General features: G+C 36.0%; 15 protein-coding genes and 1 tRNA gene. 10 read left to right on the plus strand and 6 right to left on the minus strand.

The window, feature by feature from the left end:
- The first annotated feature begins 24 nt into the window (after positions 1 to 24).
- From hisF to F4V57_RS06950, 7 genes are all read left to right on the plus strand, one after another.
- A complete protein-coding gene (gene hisF / locus F4V57_RS06920) occupies positions 25 to 783 on the plus strand; it encodes an imidazole glycerol phosphate synthase subunit HisF (RefSeq protein ID WP_070070521.1) in 759 nt (252 codons plus the stop codon).
- Between the two features lie 604 nt (positions 784 to 1,387).
- Positions 1,388 to 1,813 (plus strand): type IV pilin protein, encoded by a 426-nt coding sequence (locus tag F4V57_RS06925; RefSeq protein ID WP_070070520.1) that lies wholly within the window; start codon positions 1,388 to 1,390, stop codon positions 1,811 to 1,813.
- Positions 1,807 to 2,295: a prepilin-type N-terminal cleavage/methylation domain-containing protein gene (locus tag F4V57_RS06930; protein ID WP_070070519.1), complete on the plus strand. Its 489-nt coding sequence runs from the start codon at positions 1,807 to 1,809 to the stop codon at positions 2,293 to 2,295. The genes F4V57_RS06925 and F4V57_RS06930 overlap by 7 nt, the downstream gene beginning before the upstream one ends.
- Entirely contained in the window at positions 2,285 to 2,632 is a 348-nt protein-coding gene (locus tag F4V57_RS06935; RefSeq protein ID WP_070070518.1) for a type IV pilus modification PilV family protein, read from the plus strand. The genes F4V57_RS06930 and F4V57_RS06935 overlap by 11 nt, the downstream gene beginning before the upstream one ends.
- Positions 2,632 to 3,315 carry a hypothetical protein gene (locus F4V57_RS06940; protein WP_070070517.1) on the plus strand — a complete coding sequence of 228 codons (684 nt, stop codon included), beginning with the start codon at positions 2,632 to 2,634 and terminating at the stop codon, positions 3,313 to 3,315. The genes F4V57_RS06935 and F4V57_RS06940 overlap by 1 nt, the downstream gene beginning before the upstream one ends.
- An 8-nt stretch (positions 3,316 to 3,323) precedes the next feature.
- Entirely contained in the window at positions 3,324 to 5,441 is a 2,118-nt protein-coding gene (locus F4V57_RS06945; protein ID WP_070070516.1) for a hypothetical protein, read from the plus strand.
- 280 nt (positions 5,442 to 5,721) lie between these two features.
- A complete protein-coding gene (locus F4V57_RS06950; protein ID WP_227515705.1) occupies positions 5,722 to 7,497 on the plus strand; it encodes an autotransporter outer membrane beta-barrel domain-containing protein in 1,776 nt (591 codons plus the stop codon).
- Between the two features lie 88 nt (positions 7,498 to 7,585).
- Here the strand turns inward: F4V57_RS06950 and F4V57_RS06955 are convergent, their stop codons facing one another.
- The 3 genes from F4V57_RS06955 to F4V57_RS06965 all read right to left on the minus strand — a co-directional run bounded on the left by F4V57_RS06955 (position 7,586) and on the right by F4V57_RS06965 (position 10,973).
- Entirely contained in the window at positions 7,586 to 7,852 is a 267-nt protein-coding gene (locus F4V57_RS06955; protein ID WP_070070514.1) for a hypothetical protein, read from the minus strand.
- Positions 7,842 to 8,882 carry a DNA/RNA non-specific endonuclease gene (locus tag F4V57_RS06960; protein ID WP_070070513.1) on the minus strand — a complete coding sequence of 347 codons (1,041 nt, stop codon included), beginning with the start codon at positions 8,880 to 8,882 and terminating at the stop codon, positions 7,842 to 7,844. The genes F4V57_RS06955 and F4V57_RS06960 overlap by 11 nt, the downstream gene beginning before the upstream one ends.
- Positions 8,883 to 9,101: 219 nt before the next feature.
- Positions 9,102 to 10,973, minus strand: coding sequence for a potassium transporter Kup (locus F4V57_RS06965; protein WP_070070512.1), 1,872 nt, complete (start codon positions 10,971 to 10,973; stop codon positions 9,102 to 9,104).
- A 108-nt stretch (positions 10,974 to 11,081) separates the two neighbouring features.
- On the opposite strand from F4V57_RS06965, the gene F4V57_RS06970 reads away from it, so the two are divergent.
- From F4V57_RS06970 to F4V57_RS06980, 3 genes are all read left to right on the plus strand, one after another.
- Positions 11,082 to 11,171: transfer RNA gene (locus F4V57_RS06970), tRNA-Ser, on the plus strand.
- Positions 11,172 to 11,357: 186 nt separating this feature from the next.
- Positions 11,358 to 12,554, plus strand: a complete 1,197-nt coding sequence (locus tag F4V57_RS06975; RefSeq protein ID WP_070070511.1) for a tyrosine-type recombinase/integrase — start codon at positions 11,358 to 11,360, stop codon at positions 12,552 to 12,554.
- Positions 12,555 to 12,814: 260 nt separating this feature from the next.
- The gene (locus F4V57_RS06980) at positions 12,815 to 14,914 is read left to right on the plus strand and encodes a hypothetical protein (RefSeq protein ID WP_070070510.1); all 2,100 of its coding nucleotides are present in this window, start codon (positions 12,815 to 12,817) and stop codon (positions 14,912 to 14,914) included.
- Positions 14,915 to 15,026: 112 nt separating this feature from the next.
- Here F4V57_RS06980 and F4V57_RS06985 read toward each other — a convergent pair whose 3' ends face one another.
- Genes F4V57_RS06985 through F4V57_RS14925 form a run of 3 tightly spaced genes read right to left on the minus strand, consistent with a single transcriptional unit; the run spans position 15,027 to position 19,942 of the window.
- The gene (locus F4V57_RS06985) at positions 15,027 to 16,220 is read right to left on the minus strand and encodes a GIY-YIG nuclease family protein (protein ID WP_070070509.1); all 1,194 of its coding nucleotides are present in this window, start codon (positions 16,218 to 16,220) and stop codon (positions 15,027 to 15,029) included.
- Positions 16,221 to 16,234: 14 nt separating this feature from the next.
- Positions 16,235 to 16,507 carry a hypothetical protein gene (locus F4V57_RS06990; RefSeq protein WP_070070508.1) on the minus strand — a complete coding sequence of 91 codons (273 nt, stop codon included), beginning with the start codon at positions 16,505 to 16,507 and terminating at the stop codon, positions 16,235 to 16,237.
- A 15-nt stretch (positions 16,508 to 16,522) separates the two neighbouring features.
- Positions 16,523 to 19,942 (minus strand): DEAD/DEAH box helicase, encoded by a 3,420-nt coding sequence (locus tag F4V57_RS14925; RefSeq protein WP_228268226.1) that lies wholly within the window; start codon positions 19,940 to 19,942, stop codon positions 16,523 to 16,525.
- Between the last annotated feature and the right edge of the window lie 547 nt (positions 19,943 to 20,489).

Genomic DNA, 20,489 nt, shown 5'->3' on the forward strand with positions numbered 1-20,489 from the left:
TTTCAATTGCATTTGGACAAATTTATGTTAGCAAAACGAATTATCCCGTGTTTGGACGTAGATAATGGGCGAGTGGTCAAAGGTGTTCAGTTTTTAGATATTCGTGATGCGGGTGATCCGGTAGAGGTGGCGCGCCGTTATAACGAACAAGGCGCAGATGAAATCACCTTTTTGGATATTACAGCGACACATCATGGACGCGATACGACTTACCGTACCGTAGAGCGCATGGCAGAAAGTGTATTTGTACCCTTAACAGTGGGTGGTGGTGTGCGCAAGGTAGAAGATATCCGTCAGTTACTGAATGCCGGTGCAGATAAAGTGAGTATTAATTCTGCTGCAGTATTTCATCCTGAATTTGTACAGGAAGCTTCGAGTCGTTTTGGTGCGCAATGTATTGTGGTTGCGATTGATGCCAAAAAAGTTGCAGACAATAAATGGGAAATTTTTACGCATGGCGGGCGTAAACCAACGGGTATTGATGCATTGGAATGGTCTGTGAAAATGGCTGAATATGGTGCAGGTGAATTATTGGTCACCAGTATGGATGCGGATGGCACCAAACAGGGCTACGATCTGGAATTGATGCGCAAGATTAATGATCTGGTCACTATTCCTACCATTGCATCAGGTGGTGTAGGCAATTTACAACATTTGGCTGACGGTATTCTAAAAGGCGGAGCAGATGCCGTATTAGCTGCCAGTATCTTCCACTTTGGACAGCACACTATTCCGGAAGCAAAACAATATCTTGCTGCACAAGGTATTGAAATGCGCCTGTAATATCAAGTTAATTTTCTACGGAAAGTTTGAGCTTTATAGTCCTCTATACCCAGTATAGGATATTGAATTTATAATTTTTATTGCTTGCGGAATATATTTTTCATGGAAAACTTTACAAATAATTCAATATCTTATGTGATTACTTGTAAAAGAAAAGTATATTTCGTATAGCTTTTCATTGTTCTTAATATGCAATGCCAGGTAAAAAAGAGAATTTTCGGCATTTTCAGGACAAGTGTGAATTTGACAATCCGACATAGTAAATCTCTGCTCTATAACTCCTGATTGCCACTATATAATAATAAATCCTCTCATCAGCATACATTTGAAAAACTTAATCTCACCTTAAATGTTTAAAAAAGAAAAATAAAAGGCTTATTTATACTTTTTAAGAAATCTAATTTGTAAATATTTAAAAAATAAGCAAAAAATATTTATATTTTTTGCTTGACGATCGTTTTTTTTTTTTTTATGATGGGGAAGTTTTAAGGGTGTTTTTTAATCATTTTTAGGGGCAAAAACAATGACATATCTACAAAGGCAGCAACACTGAGCCACTCACCAGATTAAATTTTAAAAAATGAACAGTAAAAAAGGCTGAACAATGAGGATAGTACGCCCTCAGGGCTTCACTTTGGTTGAATTAATGGTTGTGATCGTGATTATTGCGATATTGGCAGCGATTGCATTACCGAGTTACCAAAATTACATCAAAAAATCTCATATTCAGGTGGCAAAATCCGACCTGATGACGCTAAGTCTGGTTTTGGAAAGCTATTATCAACGTAATTTAAGCTATCCGGATCAATCATCTGAATTGGTTGAATCTGCAACAAACAAAAAAATTAGTGAAAAATTCTCAACGTGGAAACCTTCTGAAAATATTTTTGAATATAAATTAGTCAGTAATCAGGCTGAAAGTACTTACACACTTACCGCAACAGGCACAGGAAATTTATCAGGCTGTACTTTGACATTAAAACAGGATTCTACACGTACGATTGTTGGTTGTCTGGGTGTGACATGGTAAGCCAATATTCTAGCCAAAACGGTTATTCCCTGATCGAAATCATGGTGGTGATCGTCATTGTTGCTATTTTGGCCGTATTGGGCACATCACTTTCCAGAGGCTGGATTGATCAGGCTGAGTTAAATAAAGCAAATGCAGCTTTACAAAGTGCAGTGAATTTAGCCAGAGCCGCCGCTCTTCGTAATGGTGGAGGAGTGACAGGCAACACAGCAGCAGCATGTATTAAGTTTTATCAAAAAGAATTAACTGTGCGTGTTGCAAAAGAATCAGAAAAAGCAGTATGTGATGATGATTTATCATCTGATGAAGAAGAAGTTATTCATCAATTTGATATTGCTGAAAAAATTACCATTGAGCCAAGCATTATTCTGTTTAATTCAAAAGCGCAAGTCGTAGATTCAGACAAAAATATCGTGAATCTATCATCGATGCCAACAATTAAATATTCTGGCTCGGTTGCAGGAGAAGATTATGCATTTTAATCGACTGCATCAAACAGGGATTGCCTTACTAGAAGCCTTAATTGCCATGTTACTGGTGGCGATTATTGCATTGGGAACAGCATTTGCTTTGGGCAAAATCATGCAAATTCAGCGTCAATCTTCTGCTCAAGCCATTGCGGTTAATCAATTACGGGAAAAATTACAAACTGGTGATTGTGCCGATAAAGGCTCATTAACTGCGCCTTTAAATGGTGTTTCTGAATGCTCACCTTCGACTACATCTATCACAATGGATGATGATATTAGCGTTCCAATTCCGCAGTTAACTGTTAAGGATGCTGCTTTAGGCGGTGAAATGACCGTAGGGGGAAATTGATGAAAATCAAACAATACGGTATCAGTTTATTAAGTGTGTTGATTGGATTATTGCTTTCCATGTTGTGTTTGCTGGCATTATTGGCGGTCTTTCGTACCGTGATAAAAACCAGTATTGCATCGCAAAAAAGTACGGTTAGAACAGCAAACTTGCAAAATAGTCTGATGGGTTTGCAAAGCATGATCCAGAGTGCAGGATTTGGTTTAGAGAGTGGTAAAAATTTAATTATTTTAGAAAATTCTGTATTTGATGAAAATAATGGAAATATAAAAAATAATCTTACAGAGGAAGCAGAATTTACTTCTTCAGGTCAAACTGTTTTATGGCGTTATATTCCTGCACCAACAATATCTCCTGTGACAGCCATTTGTCAAGGTGTGACTTATTACAATAAACAACTCATTCTATTGACTAGTGCATGTTCATCGGATCCTGTTGTTGGACTAAAAACCTTAACGTGGTCAAAATCAGCAACTTTTTCCGATCTTACAAAAATAAATGTTAGCAGCATTACTTTTGAAAAATCTGGAACATGTATTCCTTACGGTTTTGATGGTTCTAAGGATGCTTCATATCCTAAATTAACTATTACCGCTACTTATCCGTTAGATCCTGCTAATACAAGTACATTAATGACGATTAAATTTCCTATTTGTTTGACTAATCCGGTGACAACATCATGAGGTCTGCTATGTCCAATTATTCCAAATCACAACAGGGCGCAGCCACAATTTTAATGGTATTGCTGGTGGGTTTTGCTTTGATTTCTTCGATCTTGGGAACGGCCTATTATTTGCGTATGCAGCAACAGGTAGCAATGGCTAGTCATGCGCTGACCAATGCACAACAAGGAGCATGGGCAGGCGTGGAAGTGGTACGGCAATATTTGGAGAAAAACATTACTCAGATCGCAAAAGAAACTGCTCCAGTATCTTTATCGATTAATTCTAAAGGGGCAAATCAAATTACTGCAAAGATTACCAATATAACTGGACCTACGAATAATCAATATAAAATTACCGCACAGATTCAAAATAATAATAAGGCAGCAAAATCAACGTCTACGATTGAGGTGGTTTATAATGTGAATGTAGGGAGTTCGGGAGGAGAAAAGATCAGTTGGAATACAGATAATGCTATGGATATTCATAGTAAATTGACAATTGTTGGTGGTGTAAAGTTAATTGGGGAAAGTAATTTAGATAATGATGAAGATAAATATGTTACAGTTAATGTCGATGGGGCCGTTGATGGAACAGCAGGTAATGGTCTAACAGGTATAGATATATTAAATGCAACAGGAGATGTGAGTTTAGGTAGCTCCTCTCAATTTAAAAAAATTTATTCAAATGGTGATATCTATTTAACTGGATCGGCTGCTGCTACAGTTTTAGCATCAGCAGGAAAAACAATACAAATTGATAGTGGTGAAGCAGGTATACAAGGTAAATTATATGCAAATGGGGATATTATTATTAATAATGGCATCACAGATAGTGCATATAGTTTATGTAATATATATGTAAAAGATAAGTCGCCAACAATAAAAACACTATTGCAAGCAGGAGGAGCTACATCAGTAGACTATTGTAATGAAAAAAATAAAAAGTTTATTGATAATGATACTATAGAATCTGGGAAACTTGGAAATGTAAATCTTGAAGCTGTGAAATCAGTATCAGATTCTCCTTTTTCAGTATTATCAACCCACTCGATAATTACAAAGGCTTGGATAACCATTGACAGTCTGAAAACACAAGGTGAATTGATTTGTGGCGGTGGTGGTTTTAATGGATATAAGTCATTAATAGCAAACTCTTGGTCAACTTGCTCTAATTTATCAATTGCTCAATGGGATGGTAGCTCTTTATTTACACCAGAAGGGGCACAAAAAGTAGTATCTATGGTTGCTCCAAAAATTGATGCTAATGACTATAAAACAGAGGCTAATTACATTTTCTCACTAGAAGAAGATAATACTGTTAAAGTTACTCTACAAAATATGAGTAATACAAATTTAAATGGAAAAACTTACTATTCTGGATTATATAATGGTATAGGTGGGTATTTATGCGAAAATAAAGACTGTACTACAACACCAATTGCAAAAATTTCTTCTATTACATGGGGTTATCAAACAATTAAATATGATGGTTCTAAATGGATAGTAAATGCAAACAATAATAGTGGGCATGATATAAAATCAAAAGATACTCCTTCAATACCAGTGTTATCTCCAGGAATTTTATTTTTTGATGGAGATATTGAAATAGGAGCTGGTTCATTTATTAATTCATTTATTGTGACTGGAGATATTACATTTAATAACTCGGGAACTGCTATATATGCACCTAATTATGCAGGTCGATCTCAAATTTGTACTATGACTTATTATCCGACATCGGCTTATCCATATCTAAAACCTTCTGAAAGTCAATTATGTATTCCTTTGAAAAATGATAAAGGTGAAGATCAGGTAGCATATAGCTCTGGAAATATTGCCTTACTTGCGGGATCTTATAAAAGTGATGGAACTTATCAAGGAGGAAATATAACTTTAAGTAATGCATATATTTATGGAAATATTATTGCAGGAAATCATTTTTATACAACTGCCAGTACAAATTATGTGGTTGGTGGAATATTAGCAGCACTATTAAGTGGCGATGGTAGCTCAAATTTTGGTAATGCTTTAACTGTAGATTTATCAAATATTTCTACACATAGTGATTTTATCTCAGGAACGCCAATTATAGTTAATGGCGACCCAACAGTAACCGCCAAAATCAAATGGGCACGTTATTTATAATCTTCTGCTAAGGGATTGGGGCTTCGGTATTTTTTTAAATTCTCCAGACCTTGATCCCTTATTTTTTTAATTTCGCAACGTGCGCTAAAAATCATCTTGCACTCTGCATCTGATTCAGCTACAAAATCATTATACTCTACACAATGATCAGCAAAATTCTATATTATTGCTGTACTGGCTGATGTCAGGGTATTTAAAAATAGGGATTGGGAAAACTGTTCTGGCAGAATTCATGGTCTGAACGAGAGATAACGGGTTGTATCATTAGGGAAAAATGATAATGAAAAAACAATTGATCGGGTTATGCGTTGCTGGGTTAATGGCTGTTCAGGCCAATGCGACAGAATTTAATGATGTGGTGATTTTCGGTGATAGTTTGAGTGATGGTGGCCAATACGGTAGTCGCTTTACCACAAATCCCGGGAAAACCACCGCAGAACTGGTCGCTGAGGGCGTTGGTATTGAAACGATACCCTCGACACAAGGGGGAAGTAATTATGCTTATGGTGGTGCAACTGTTGCTGATTTTTCCAATGGTATTCCTACGTTACAGCAACAACTAGCCATCTATCTAAATGCAAATAATGGTGTCGCCGATGCAAATACCCTGTATCAGGTTTGGGGCGGTGCCAATGATATTTTTGCATACGCAACATCTTATGCTTCCGGAAGCATCAGCGCCACGCAATTACAAACGGGTCTGGTCACATCAGCCTCTACAGAGTTGGCACTCCTAACAACGCTTAAAGATGCTGGAGCAAGCTATGTTGTGGTTTATAATATGCCGGATATTGGATTAACGCCTAGTTATGTCAATACGGCGAGTAGTGCTACGGCAACAGCATTGGCAACTTTATATAACAGCACTTTAAACTCAGGTTTGAATACATTGAGTGATCAGGGATTAAATATTATTCCTGTCAATGTTTATGGGCTATTGCAGGAAATTGCTGCCAATCCGACACAATACGGATTTAGCAATGTCACAGATATGGCTTGCAGTAGTGGCTCATCTTTGGGATGTACAGATGACGGTACAGGCTATTTATTTGCAGATGGTGTCCATCCTACTGCATATACACATCAAATTTTGTCAAAAGTGGTTTTATCCACGTTAAATGCACCCAAGCAAATATCATTACTCACTGAAGCACCTTTGGCCTTAACTCAGGCACATTATCGCGCCATTAAAAATGAAATGCTGAACGATATGAATGGTGCGCAAACCCGTGCTTTTGTAAATCTTGACTATAATCATCAAAAAATTGACAGTAATAAAACATCACCCGGATTGAGTGCTAATCAGGTTAATTTAAGTTTGGGTTTTGATGGTCGATTAAGCGAAAACCTTTCTTTAGGAATGGGATTAAATATTGGCCAGCAACGAGGAGATTTTGCTTCATCACTGGGGGAATATGCATTAAATGATTATGGCGCAATAATTTATGCTTTGTATCATCAATCCAATGCGTATTTGGGCGGTTTTTTCAATGCTGGACGCTTAAGTTATAATGATATTAAACGTAATATTCAGATAGGAGATTATCGTCGTACCGAGAAAGGTGATGTTGAAGGAACTCATGTTGGGGGTGGCCTTGATGGCGGTTGGTGGTTTAATTATCAGGATATAAAAACAGGCCCATTTGCACATCTCGAGTGGCAGTCGATCAAACTCGATCGTTATCAGGAAAATAGCAGTGACAGTACGGCGATGTGGTTTGATGATTTAACGAGAGATTCGTTTGTCACTACATTAGGATGGCGTATTCAAGGGAACTATAAACTGAATGGTATCTCACTTCAGCCTGTTGGTGAAATTGCATGGAATCATGAATCCAAGGATGACGCGACCACTGTAAAAGCAGGTTTAAATAGCATGAATGGTTACTTTAAATTAACAGGCTATCAACCGGACACCAATTGGGGCAGTGCGACATTGGGTGTAAATGCACAATTAAAAGAAAATTTGTCTTCATGGTTGATGTTAAACAGCACTTTTGCTCATGACAGCAAACAGGATTTTGGTGTCAATGCTGGTTTAAAGGTGAAGTTTTAAATATAAATTTTGATTGCAAAATATGCAGGCAGTTGTGTGGAGAGATTCCATATCACTGCCTGTTTTTAAATGATATAAAAACTTTGATTTATAAAAAAGGATTCTCGATCTCTTCTGCATCATTTGGATAAATCAATTTTTCCGGTAAATTTTGTTGCTCTAGATAAGCAATTGCATCCGCTAAAATATGCTGTAATTGTTTGGCGTTGGCTAAACCTTGCTGATCACAGCAAATTTGTAAACTGCCATATAAAGATATTCGTTCACCCTGATTTTCTACTGTCATTTGATCAATCATTGTACTGTGATGGTCATCTGAAAAAGCGGTAAAAGACAAAGTTGTATTATTTTCCATGTTGTTTTAACCATTCCAATAAAGTTTCTATGATCAAGTTTATGTTGGATTGTTGAGATTGACCAGTACTGGTTCCTCGATGTTCCTGATGTGAAGTACCAAGTGATTTCTCCTCAGAAGTATTCATTACAAATAGTTGTTGAGTGTCTTTAATTTGTTGGTCATCCGGTGTGTTGGCACACTGACTTGCCAGATCCGTTTTGACATAATCTGGCTGGCGTTTTATCGTCACTTGTCTGGCTTGTAAGGGCAGGGAGAAAACTTGTCGTTTTCGAGCTTCTTCTAAACGTGGAAAAATGTTGATGCCAGTTTTTTCTTCCAGTGCACAAATACTAATAACCTCAGCAGTTTTACTTTGATCATTGTTTGCAATGTAGGCGCTGGCCATTCCGGTCTGTGGAAAATAAATGGCTTTATATACCTGACTTGGGACTAAAACTGCGTGGCCTTTTTTAATATATTTGACGGTTTTACTGGCATAGATGGGGCCGGTCACCACATAAGCTTCAACTTTATATTTACTGACCATACTGCGAACACTTTCTTCAATTTCACGCCATGTATTCTGATTGTTTTCAGGTGTTTGTGGAATGATATTGGCTAATGAAAAACTATCGTACTGTGATGTTTTATCTGGCATGTCGCCATTGGGCGCCATATGTCCCCGATCATAACCTGAACTGCGATAATCACTTAATAAAGATCGTACATCGGAAGGTAAGCGGTTTTCTTCATGGAAGCTATCTTCACGGGGAATTTTACTGGCAAGGCGTTCAGGCGTTAGATATTCGGCAACCCAAAGTGGTGTTCTGGAAATTCCTGAATAATTTAATGTAAAACTGTTAAAGCACAAAGGATAAGTATTTTGCTTTAATTTTTCATTCATTAATTCAGGCGCAGCATCCTGATAAAATTGGTTAAGACAAAGTTTAGGCTGTAGCGTTAAACCATTTCCACTACTGAAATTGGTGATCATCCATCCCATGATGGTCGCAATAACAGCAGAAACAGAGATTGCTGTTTTTTTCATTTTTTTCCAAGTCGCCAAAGTAAAATCGATTGTGTAGTCAGTATTAAAAGAATCTTAACAATTAAAGGGTTAGATTTACAAAATTATGCGACATTATTTGACGTGTTATTTGAGTTTTATGCAGAATAAACAGGCAAACAAGCATCTGACTGTGGATATGGATCTGCATTGAAATAAAAACAGGAAAAAAGTTTTTCCTGCTTTAAATCATGTAGTAGATTAAATTTCGATTTGACTCCCCATTTCTACCACACGGTTACTCGGAATCTGATAAAAATCACTGACAGCACTGGTGTTGCGTTGCATAGAAATGAACAATTTTTCACGCCATGGCGCCATGCCTTCTTCAGGTGTAGAAATAACACGGTCACGAGAAATAAAGAAACTGATCTGCATCATGTTAAATTCAAGTCCCATTTCAGCATAAGCTTGTGCTAATGCTTTTGGAATGTCTGGTTCATCTTTAAAACCGTAATACACCATGATTTTAATAAAACGTTCACTTAGAGGATCAATATAAATTCGTTCCTGTTCATCTACATAAGGAATATCTTGCGTTACAACGGTAATTAGAAAATTAAGTTCATGTAGGACTTTATTATGTTTCAGATTATGCAGCATGGCATGTGGCACAATTTTGGGATTACTGGTCATAAATACTGCATGACCAGAAATAATCTGTGCAGTATCGCCCAAATGTTTGATAAATGTTTGCAAGGGTAGAGCATCTTTTTCCAGTTTTTCGTGCATTAATTCACGACCACGTTTCCATGTCATGAGTAGGATAAATACTACTGCGCCAATTGCAATCGGCACCCAGCCACCGGCAATAATTTTTAATGAAGTAGAACCGACAAAAATAAAATCAACAATAAAGAATGGTGTAAAAACCAAAATGATTTTTAGAATTGACCAATTCCAGTAACCATAAGCCAAAAGTGAAATTAAAATTGTGCTGCATAGCATAGTCATGGTGACAGCAACACCATAGGCACTGGCTAGATTAGAGCTATTTTCAAAGAGTAAAATCAGAATTACAACCGAAATAAACAATGTCCAGTTTAAAAAAGGTACATAAATTTGACCCTGTTCAGATTCTGAAGTCTGTTGAACCGACAGCCTTGGTAAATAACCTAGTTGTATTGCCTGTTTTGCCATTGAAAATACACCTGTAATCACAGCCTGAGAGGCGATGACTGCTGCCGCAGTTGCCAGTGCGATCATTGGATATAAAGCCCATTTTGGCACCATTAGATAAAATGGATTAGTAATCGATTCAGGGCTGCGTAGCAATAATGCCCCTTGACCGGCATAATTTAATAATAAGCAGGGCATAACAACAAAAAACCAAGCCAGACGAATGGGTTTGGCTCCAAAATGTCCCATATCTGCATATAATGCTTCACCACCTGTTAAGGTAAGAATAACTGCACCCATGGTAAAAAATGCGACCAATGGTTGATGCCAGATGAATTCAATTGCCCAATGTGGACTTAACATACTTAAAACAACAGGTGTTTGAACAATACTCCAGATTCCCAGTACACCGAGTGCCAAAAACCATGTCATGGTAATCGGACCAAAGAATTTACCCATTACGGCAGTGCCATGCCGTTGTACAGCAAACAAACCGGCTAAAATTCCTAATGCAATAGGTTCAATCCAGTCATTAAATACAGGTGTAGCAATACTTAAACCTTCAATTGCAGATAAGATAGAAATTGCAGGGGTAATAATGCCATCACCAAAAAAAAGTGATGCCCCAATAAAGGCGATGGCGATCAAAATAATTTTTGATTTTTCAGGAATGCGTTTGGAACGTAGATTTAAGGCCAGTAAAGACATAATCCCACCTTCGCCATTGTTATCAGCCCGCATGACAATGCTGACATATTTAATACTAATCGCCAGTGTCATACACCAGAAAATCAGGGAAAGAATACCCAGAACACTCTGCTCTGACACATCGATATGTGCAGCGGCAAAGCATTGCTGAATGGCATATAATGGGCTGGTTCCAATATCACCAAACACAACACCAAGTGCTGCGAGCGTCATGGCTGGGAGAGTGGCTTTTTTGATATGACTCATTTTTCTACGAAATTAGTTAAATTAATTTGTTGTGATCTTAACACTTTTCCATAAAATCGCATATTGGACTTGGCAATTGCTTTTTTTTTCGATATTATCGCAGCCCTTGGTGAGGTGTCCGAGTGGCTGAAGGAGCACGCCTGGAAAGTGTGTATACGTTTGCGCGTATCGAGGGTTCGAATCCCTCTCTCACCGCCAAAATTTATTCCAAAGATGTCCGATGGAATATGAAAAGGCTTAAACTATAAGGGTTTAAGCCTTTTTTATTGTCTCATGCTATCGGATGATATCTATTGCAATCCTGCTATAGTTGGGGGTATAACTGGGGGTACATATTGATACCCCATTTTTTATACCCCCAAATCTTCTACAGGATATGTAGTCATGCTCACAGATGCCAAAGTCAGAAAGATCAAACCATCAGAAAAGAAAGCTCGTTATGCTGATGAAAAAGGCATGTATTTAGAGGTTACACCATCAGGTGGTATGTATTGGCGTATGAAATTTCGCCTTAATGGTAAAGAGAATATCTTTAGTATTGGCATATATCCTGAAACCACACTTGCACAGGCAAGAAGGATTCGGGATGAAGCACGGTTACAAATAAAAGATGGAGTTAATCCAAATGAATCGAAAAAACAAAAGAAACAACAAGTAGATGAAAATCTCCTCTTTAAATCTCTTGCAATGGAGTGGATGGAAGATCGTAAAGCAGTAATAAAACAAACGACTTATTTACGTGATTTATCTGTATTTGAAAAAGACCTGTTTCCTTTTATTGGGCAAACTCCGATAGACCAGCTCAAAGGTAAAGATATTCTTGCTTGTGCGAAAAGAATTGAGGACCGTGGTGCTCAAGAAATGGCTAAACGCTCAATACCTCTGGCTGGACGTATCTTTCGCTTTGCGATACGAAAGGGCATCATTGAAAATGATCCGACACCTCATCTTCAGGAAGCTTTAAAGCCACGTAAAGTAAAACATATGGCAAGACTCGATATTTCTGAATTTCCAGCGTTTATTGAGCGTATGGATCGTTATCACGGTAATATCATTATCAAATCTGCATTACAACTGATGACGCTTACTTTTGTCCGAACTGCGGAATTAAGATTGATGGAGTGGGAAGAAATCAATTTTGATGAGAAATTATGGCGTATCCCTGCCGATAAAATGAAAATGGCTTTACCTCATATTGTACCGTTGTCTAATCAAGCCATTGAGATTATTCAGGCATTGAAGCCAATTACAGGGCACAAGCAATATGTATTCTATAATCATAGTACAGCGAAGCCAATGAGCAGTAATGCACTTTTATGTGCAATTCGTACAATGGGGTATAACGGAAAGATGACAGGTCATGGCTTTCGTGGACTCGCTTCAACAACACTTCACGAACAAGGCTATATGCATGATGCAATTGAAATCCAGCTTGCACACAGGGTAGGTAATGCCGTTTCTCAAGCGTATAACCATGCACAGCATTTAGAATATCGTATCAAGATGATGCAAGAGTGGTCTGATTTTATTGATGGTTTGAGGAGTAAAGTGATTTCATTTCCTAAACAAAAAATTGTATAAATTTCTAGTAGAATAATATAAAGAACAACCAGTAGCCATGTCTAAGGGAGCTTAATTAATTAAATTAACATAACTGATTCTGGCTTTGTATATCATGCAATTGTATATGAAGTCTATAATTTAAAGGCTATATCTAATAATTAGTCAAAAGGTATACCAGTAAAAATTCAAATTTGGTATATTCTTAAGCTAACCCTGATCTTTGATCAAAGGATTTACATAGTGATTTAGATGAAAGTTTATTTTAGTAGAAATTTATCATGACTTTAGATATTAAAGGTGGTTTAAAAAATACACCTCCTAGTGTAAATAGATATGTTGTCGTGGAAGAATTACTAGCAAATGCTATTGATTCCTACTTGATCCGCCGAAAAGAAGATTTGAATATCCCGAAATTATCTATCTTTTTTGAAATAGATTTTATTCAAAATTCACTACTTGAAGATGGTGAATATGATTTAAACATTTCTTGCTCAGATAATGGTGCAGGTTTTGGTAATCTACAAGTTAAAGCGTTTGTCACAAAAGATTCGACATTTAAAGATTACTTACAAATAGAAGGGATTGGGAAATGTAAGGGTGCAGGAAGAATTCAGTTCTTTCATTACTTTAAATCGTTAAATATCGATAGTAATTATTTAGATGAAAAAATTTTAAAACGTAGAAAACTATATATAAACTCAGAAACGATAGAAGTTTCAGAAGCACATTTCACTCAATATGATGTTGAATCTAAAGACATAATTACAAAAATCACTGTTAATGGTATCAAAAAAAACGCATTTAAAAATTTTAATGACCTATCTGTTCGTAATGATTTTTCAGCGCTTTCAATTAGAAATTATATTTTAACTACATTTCTTCAGCGCTTTCTTCTTCTAAAAGATATAATTGGAGAGTTTTCTATTATTTTCGGTGAAAAGAATGATAATGAACAATCCTTTAAAATTTCGGCTGTTGATTTACCCATTCCTGTAAATACTACAACCATAAATTTAAAATGCTCACAAAGTAATACTATTAAACCGAAATATAGTCTAAAAATTACAAGATATTCAATTACCTCATCTGAAAGTATTAACTTACAACATGAAATCGCCCTATGTGCAAATTCTGCAATAGTTTATTCTCTAACAAAAAAATTTTTCCGTACACCTTCTGATATCAAAAAACCTATTGATGGTCAATTTGAGTTGATTTTAGTAGAAAGTGAGTTTTTGGAAGGCAAAGTGAATCAACAACGAGATGGATTCAATATTCCAAAAGACTGTGGAAATGGTGAAGATCTCATTGATGAAATTTCCATGCAAGATATTATTGAGTCTCTAGAAGAATATGTGTATTCAATTCTAACCCCTAAAGATTTTGATCGAAATGCTTTAATAGCCTCTACTCAAGAGAAATTTGGCATATCTCGCACAATTCTTGAAGAAACTAATATCAAAATTCACTACAGCGATACTGAAGAAAATATTGCTAAACGTGCTTTAAAAAAACTTCAAGACGAGATTGTCAAAGACACATCAAATTTATTTGATATGAAACAAGAAGTATTAGAATTAGATCCTCGTAGTGAAAATTTTAGAGCAAAAATTAACGATCTTTCTTGGAAATACACAAGTACCCTCAAAAAAATGGATATGGCAAATTTGTCCCAACTTGTGGTTCGTCGATCCTCAATGATTGAGGTGTTAAGCAAAGCTGTGAAACTTATGCTTGCCTGCCAAGAAAAATCCTCTGATGCTCGACGTGAAGATGAAAAAGTAATTCATAATATTTTTTTCCCAACTGGAAAAAATAATACTGAAATCATAGATCATGATATTTGGTTACTAAATGAGGAATACCATTATTTTGAACACATAGCCTCAGATAAGCCACTTTCATCATTTACATGGAAAAATAATACAAAGTTATTTGAACCAGATATTGATGAAAGCTTAGAAAGCTTGTTCAGAAAATATAATAAAGATCACTCTAAAAAACGTCCTGATATTGCCATTTTCAATGATGAAGGTTCTGCTATTATTATTGAATTTAAAGCTCCTAAGGAACCGCTTCAAGAACATATTCCTGATTTAGTCCAGTATTCTAGACTCTTGGCAGCAAAATCTGGTGGAAGAATAAAAAAATTTTATGGTTATTTAATTGGTAATACATTAGATGAATCAAGAATGCCAACAGCCTATGAGAGATTTCCTAGTGGTGATGGTTATTTTAACTCTAGCCCACTTTTTGATCCCACAACAAGAATGCCCTATGGAGAGTTATATTCTGAAATTCTATTTTATGATCAGTTTATAACAAGAGCAGAAAATAGACTTAATATTTACAAGAAAAAACTTAATATTGAATTTTAGCTTATACAATAATTTATAGAATAAATAAGGTTATTTAAATACCAATTGAATATTACATTTTGAGTCCTTAAATAGTCACTTTCAACCTTTGAATTAAATATGAATACACACTCTAATATAATTTAGCGTTTATTGGATCGTAAGTTACTTGTGTAATAGTTCCATCTTTAATCTTTTCAACAATTTCATCAATAATATTTATTGGAACTAAAAACCATTCTTTGGGTTTGACAGGATTTCCAAATCTATCTTCGATGACAATATCAAGTTGTGCTGATTGTAAGGCTTTATGAATAAGCTTTTCTAATTTCTGAGGTACAATATTTTCAGGAAGTGAATAAGTTGCTACAAGTTCCACATTAGCAAGTAAATAAGTTGGGTCTTTTTTTGCTTCTGTAATACGTTTATTCACGCTACCAGTAGTTACCCCAATTTTATGCAGTACATGTTTATTTGCTTTAATAAAATCGTTATCAGATAGACTTCGTAATACGTATATAGAACCACTTTTGACTTCAATATCAGTATCTTGTTCTGATAAATTAGCTGAGCTGAACAGGGGACCTGTATTTTTTGCAACTAAAATACGTCGACCAGCTTCGTCTGTATTCAATGCTTTTTTTAACGATCGCATTAATAAATTACTTTCAGTTCCATTTGAATAGATTGCTCTTAATCGTGCATCATTTTCGCCATTAGGTGCTTTAAAATATTCACCTATTTCTGCAACGTAGACAATTTGTCCATCTACAATAAACCAATCATGTAATTCGATACTTGCATCTTTACCAAATGGCTTTGTGATCCGTAGTCCATCTTCTAGCTCTTTAGAGATTTGATCAAATATCCCTTTGAATACATCAAAGTCTGCACATGCTTTTCGAGTCGCTGTTAGTTCATTTGCTTCACGTTCTTTTTGTGATCTAACATGTTGTAGTACCAGAATATTATCTTCACTTTCAACTTCAATTCCTAATTCAGAAAGTAAGTCATCATCCTCTAATTTAGACATATCAGATGGTTCGGAAGTAGAACTATTTAATAAATTATGTTGATCAAAGTCCTCTAAAAGAGATCTGGCTTCAGGCAATTTCCTAAGCTGGTCAAGTCTAACAGCATAGAGACGTTCAAAAATATCAGCATCATTTGAGTTTGATGGAACTCTTTCATTTTTTTCGTAGAATTGAATAATTTCCTCAAACCCAGAAATTAGGCGCTCTTCTTTGGCTGTATAGGTCACCTGTTTTACTGGTGCTAAATCTATACCTAATTCTGATAGCAAATCATCATCAGAAATATCAGCCATATAATTTACCTTGTTTAACCTAATAGTTCGAATTTATCGAGATGGACTACAACAGAACTCAATACAGAGTTCTGTTTAATTTTTACAAGACGAGAGGCACATAATTTTTCAAAGATATCTGCATCATCATTAAGATTTGGAATTCGTTGATGAGTTTCATAGAAGGCATTAATTTCTTCAAAACCAGAAATCAGACGTTCTTCTAACGGACTTAGAACTTTCGCAGATTTTAACTCAAGTTCGATTTCTAGTTCATCTAAAATTTGTTCATCTGAAAGAGGTTTCATTGCTTATTTCCATTCTCAAATACCAGATTTTGCTTTTTCTTGTGCTTTAAATCTTGCAAAAGCTGCAACACCTTCTGCCATCCTTTTTTCCCAAGCATCTTGAGAATTTATATCTGGCAAACGACCACGTTCTTTTTTAAATTGTACTGCACGAATTGCTAAATCTTTTGCCTCCTCAGGGCTTAGATTGATACGTTTAGCAGAAATATGGGCTTGGACTTGACGCAGTGTAGCCTCATCCATTGCTTTTGAAAGTACAGCATAAGCTGATTCAAATGGATTGATATGATCAATTAAGTCAATATCAAGATCTCTGACATTTATAAATCTCTTTACACCTTGAATAAAGGCTAAATTTGATTCAGGTTTGTTATCAGGATCTGTAAATTGGGGAGTAGTTCCGCCAAGCGTTTCCTGTGCTTGTTCAAGTTCTTTCTTTGCTTGTTGAATTAAGTTGAAAGCTGCAATTGCATGTTGACGAACTGCTTCTTGGTCTTCAGCTTCTAGTTCTGGGTATTTTTCCTGAACAATTTTACCCAATGCCAATTGTGTTAGTTCTTCTGGAACAATATTTTCTTGGTCGAATAAGCCTCGTTCAATTGCTGATTTATTCTGTACAAAAGCTGTGATGATCTCATTCAAATCTTCCTTACAGATTCGATTAGCTTCTTCAGATTCAGGTTTCTTAAGGCCATTGATTTCAACATGGACTTGTCCAGTTTTATCATTAATACCTATATTATTTTTACCTTTCTGGTAACCATCTTCACCATAATCAAAGCCATCTAAAGCACCCTGATCTTTGGGCGTGAACTCAAAACGAGGGGCGAGTACTTGTTCCATCAATAGGCTTGCAGCAATCGCTTTTAGCATGTCATTGACTGCCTCAACCACAAGTTTTTCTGAGGCATCTGGTTCAGCAATTAAATTGGTAAATTTAGCACGATATTTACCTTCGGCATCACGTGTAGCACGACCAATAATTTGCACAATTTCCGTCAAACTACTGCGGTAACCAATAGTGAGAGCATGTTCACACCAAATCCAGTCGAATCCTTCTTTAGCCATACCTAAGGCAATAATGATATCAACATGGTCACGATTAAAACGCTGCGTAGGATTTTTGAGTGCTGTTAATACTTTGGAACGCTTAGCTGCATCACTATCATCTACAAGGTCTGCAACTTTTAGAGTACGTTTATTACCAAATTCGGTCGTAATTTCGATTAGACAAGAAGTCTTATATATTAAATCTGATCTGTTGATATTGTAATGCTGCTTTTGTTCAGGACTCAATGAGCTAAAAAACTTATAGCAAGCACTTTGCCAAGCCTGACTTAATTCATTTTGCAAGTCTTCATATTCCTGTAAAGCATATGACTTAAAGACAAAATAAATATTTGCCGCAAAATCTGTGTGATCTCCATCAACTGTAGACATTCCTTCCCAATAACCTAAATATGCAGTGATCTGAGATAATGGCATGCGCCGTTTGCCAGCATGTAGCATCGTATACAAAGCCTTTGACAAGGCTTGCTGTGGTAAGGCATGCTCTTTTTCTTGTGCTAAATCGTGTTTCTCAACTTCCAGTTCTTTGTTCTGTTCCACACCGACACAGCTAAACTGATAATGAACCACGATTACATCTGACTTCATAGCAGACTTTAAATAGTGTCTCACTGCTTCAAGTCGATTTTTGTGGCGAGGTATATCAATTAACTTTATGGTAACCGAAGATTGAACATTATCTTCTAGAGAGGAAATATCAAGTGGTGGTTTTGCTTTAATGGCTTTCTTTTCAAAAAGCTCATCATGATACAGAAAATCTGCGATCAATCGTTCAAGTTTCTTGCGCCCCTTCGTATGGCTGATATCAAGGCCTAGAATAGCTTCCAGTTCCGCCTTTTGCTCGACAATATTCAACTTTTGTTGATAGACCATCAGAAAATGGTTTAAAAGTTTTGATCTACTATGGGAAGCCAGCTTACGAGTAAGTTGACTGATGGATTGCTGATGTGTCAGTAGTTGAATAAATTGCAGCAAGGGACGGGTTGCCAGCTCTTCGATATGCTTGGGTTGAAACTCGATGAGTTGTTGTCTAAGAGAAGGGGCACTTTCGAAGGCAATATGGGGCGCTTCTTTGAGGGTTAACATGAAATTTTCTATATGAACAACCATGTTTATAAAATCAGGTATTCGATGGCTGCTTAAAACTTCCTGATAAATGACTGCCAAATGCTCAAGATAATTTGCCGAGTAACTAGATAGATGTGTTGTTGACCAGACTAATTCTACCCGAGGCAATTTCTTTAATAGATAAGGATAGTAAATTTCCTCTGGCTCATTGAGCTTTAGGTACTTTAAATCATACTTCTTCCTTGATGAAAGGAGATATTCTTGATGAATGTGATTAAAGAAATCAGGTCTAATTTTTTGATAGCTTTCCCAATAAAATAAGAAATCAAAAATCCACTCCCACACCAATTGATTGTTATGCTGGGAAAAGTCACTCAGGAAAAAATCTCCTTGATTAGCCAATACCTCATGGCTACGCAGCACTGCATTAAAATTGGTGATATAAACCTCAAGATTAGGACTGTATCGACGATACACCCTGAGCAATTCTTGTGTTAAATTCTGGATTAGACTTGCTTCTGAAAATGAGTGATCCGTATCCTGAATTAACAAGATTGCAAAGTATTCCAGAGTATCATCAACACCAATGATGGGCTTGGACACAACCCTTAACACTCTAGTATCAAGAACACCACATATATCCAAAAAGTCTTCAAAAGATGAAAAGAAACTACAAAACTCCTCACCCGATTTCAGTTGATGAACAAGCTGGATTCTTAAACCTAACACATAGAGCATTCCTGCTTTTGATACAAGTGTATTGATATCAGCCTGAATATCCTGCTTGAATTGCTCAAGCTGTTGTGCGCTTTGCTCAGCCTTTCTTAACTTTGCTTCATCTTTCTCTAAAGTATGAATAGGGTAACGTTTTAAGTAATGCCAGTATTTCTCAATAGTCTGTTCTGGCGTTCCAAAAAAAATATTAATGATGGTATTGGCATGTTCGGCATTTATCTCACGTCTAGCTGTACTTATGAATTCAATAAAGTGGACAATCTCGACATGCTGCCTAATATCCATGCTGCCTTCAAATCTACTCATCGCAGTAAATGTCACATGATTCAGTGCTTCCATCAAGCCTTTAATCTGGATTGTGTTTAACTTTCTCTCTATGCTTTGGCTCCACTGTTGTTCCTGAATATCTGCATTCAAAAAATCCACAACAGGTTTAATCCATCTCAAAACTTCAAGCACTTCGGGAAAACAATCCTGACTCCCTCGATTCTGTTTTATGTACAGTTGCTTTAATAACTCGAAGAAAGTATCAGACGTTATATTTTTTACATTATTCTGTGTCATAATTATTTACCCCAATATTTAGAACATATTTCTAGAAAAAAATGAGTGTTTTCTCATACCAGTTGGTGAATATAGATATTTTAACTTACAAGTTTATCACATTAGAAATGTGTTAAAAAATTAATTAATAAACACTACTAAATCCTACAAATAATTTTATAGTATATATGCACTATTTTTAATGATTAAAATTAAGTTTAATTTATAAAAAATCCGCCTTGCTTGGCGGATTGATGTGATTGATTTTCGTCGGTTCAAGCATAGAACATCTATAGATTGCCGTGAAAAATAGAAATATGAATTAGTACTATGACTGTAAAAATAAGGTGGTTAATCTGTGAATGTGTATAGATATTTGTGGGGTAGAATGAAACCTTGTATAATTACGCTTAGAAGAACTTTTGTGTCTTGCCCAATGTTCTTAATTGATTTTGAAAATTTTACTTCAGTGGATTCAGTATAGCATTTAACTTGGTATCACTATCCAGTTGGGGGTACAAATGGGGGTAAATTTAAAAATTTCAATTTATAATATTGTTTATTTTTA

Source organism: Acinetobacter qingfengensis, from assembly GCF_008693185.1.
Lineage (GTDB): Bacteria > Pseudomonadota > Gammaproteobacteria > Pseudomonadales > Moraxellaceae > Acinetobacter > Acinetobacter qingfengensis.

Coding starts and splice junctions, on each gene's coding strand:
- F4V57_RS06945 (WP_070070516.1), top strand. CDS start 3,324: ATGTCCAATTATTCCAAATCACAACAGGGCGCAGCCACAATTTTAATG.
- F4V57_RS06975 (WP_070070511.1), top strand. CDS start 11,358: ATGCTCACAGATGCCAAAGTCAGAAAGATCAAACCATCAGAAAAGAAA.
- F4V57_RS06955 (WP_070070514.1), bottom strand. CDS start 7,852: ATGGAAAATAATACAACTTTGTCTTTTACCGCTTTTTCAGATGACCAT.
- hisF (WP_070070521.1), top strand. CDS start 25: ATGTTAGCAAAACGAATTATCCCGTGTTTGGACGTAGATAATGGGCGA.
- F4V57_RS06990 (WP_070070508.1), bottom strand. CDS start 16,507: ATGAAACCTCTTTCAGATGAACAAATTTTAGATGAACTAGAAATCGAA.
- F4V57_RS06985 (WP_070070509.1), bottom strand. CDS start 16,220: ATGGCTGATATTTCTGATGATGATTTGCTATCAGAATTAGGTATAGAT.
- F4V57_RS06980 (WP_070070510.1), top strand. CDS start 12,815: ATGACTTTAGATATTAAAGGTGGTTTAAAAAATACACCTCCTAGTGTA.
- F4V57_RS06960 (WP_070070513.1), bottom strand. CDS start 8,882: ATGAAAAAAACAGCAATCTCTGTTTCTGCTGTTATTGCGACCATCATG.
- F4V57_RS06940 (WP_070070517.1), top strand. CDS start 2,632: ATGAAAATCAAACAATACGGTATCAGTTTATTAAGTGTGTTGATTGGA.
- F4V57_RS06930 (WP_070070519.1), top strand. CDS start 1,807: ATGGTAAGCCAATATTCTAGCCAAAACGGTTATTCCCTGATCGAAATC.
- F4V57_RS06925 (WP_070070520.1), top strand. CDS start 1,388: ATGAGGATAGTACGCCCTCAGGGCTTCACTTTGGTTGAATTAATGGTT.
- F4V57_RS06965 (WP_070070512.1), bottom strand. CDS start 10,973: ATGAGTCATATCAAAAAAGCCACTCTCCCAGCCATGACGCTCGCAGCA.
- F4V57_RS06935 (WP_070070518.1), top strand. CDS start 2,285: ATGCATTTTAATCGACTGCATCAAACAGGGATTGCCTTACTAGAAGCC.
- F4V57_RS14925 (WP_228268226.1), bottom strand. CDS start 19,942: ATGACACAGAATAATGTAAAAAATATAACGTCTGATACTTTCTTCGAG.
- F4V57_RS06950 (WP_227515705.1), top strand. CDS start 5,722: ATGAAAAAACAATTGATCGGGTTATGCGTTGCTGGGTTAATGGCTGTT.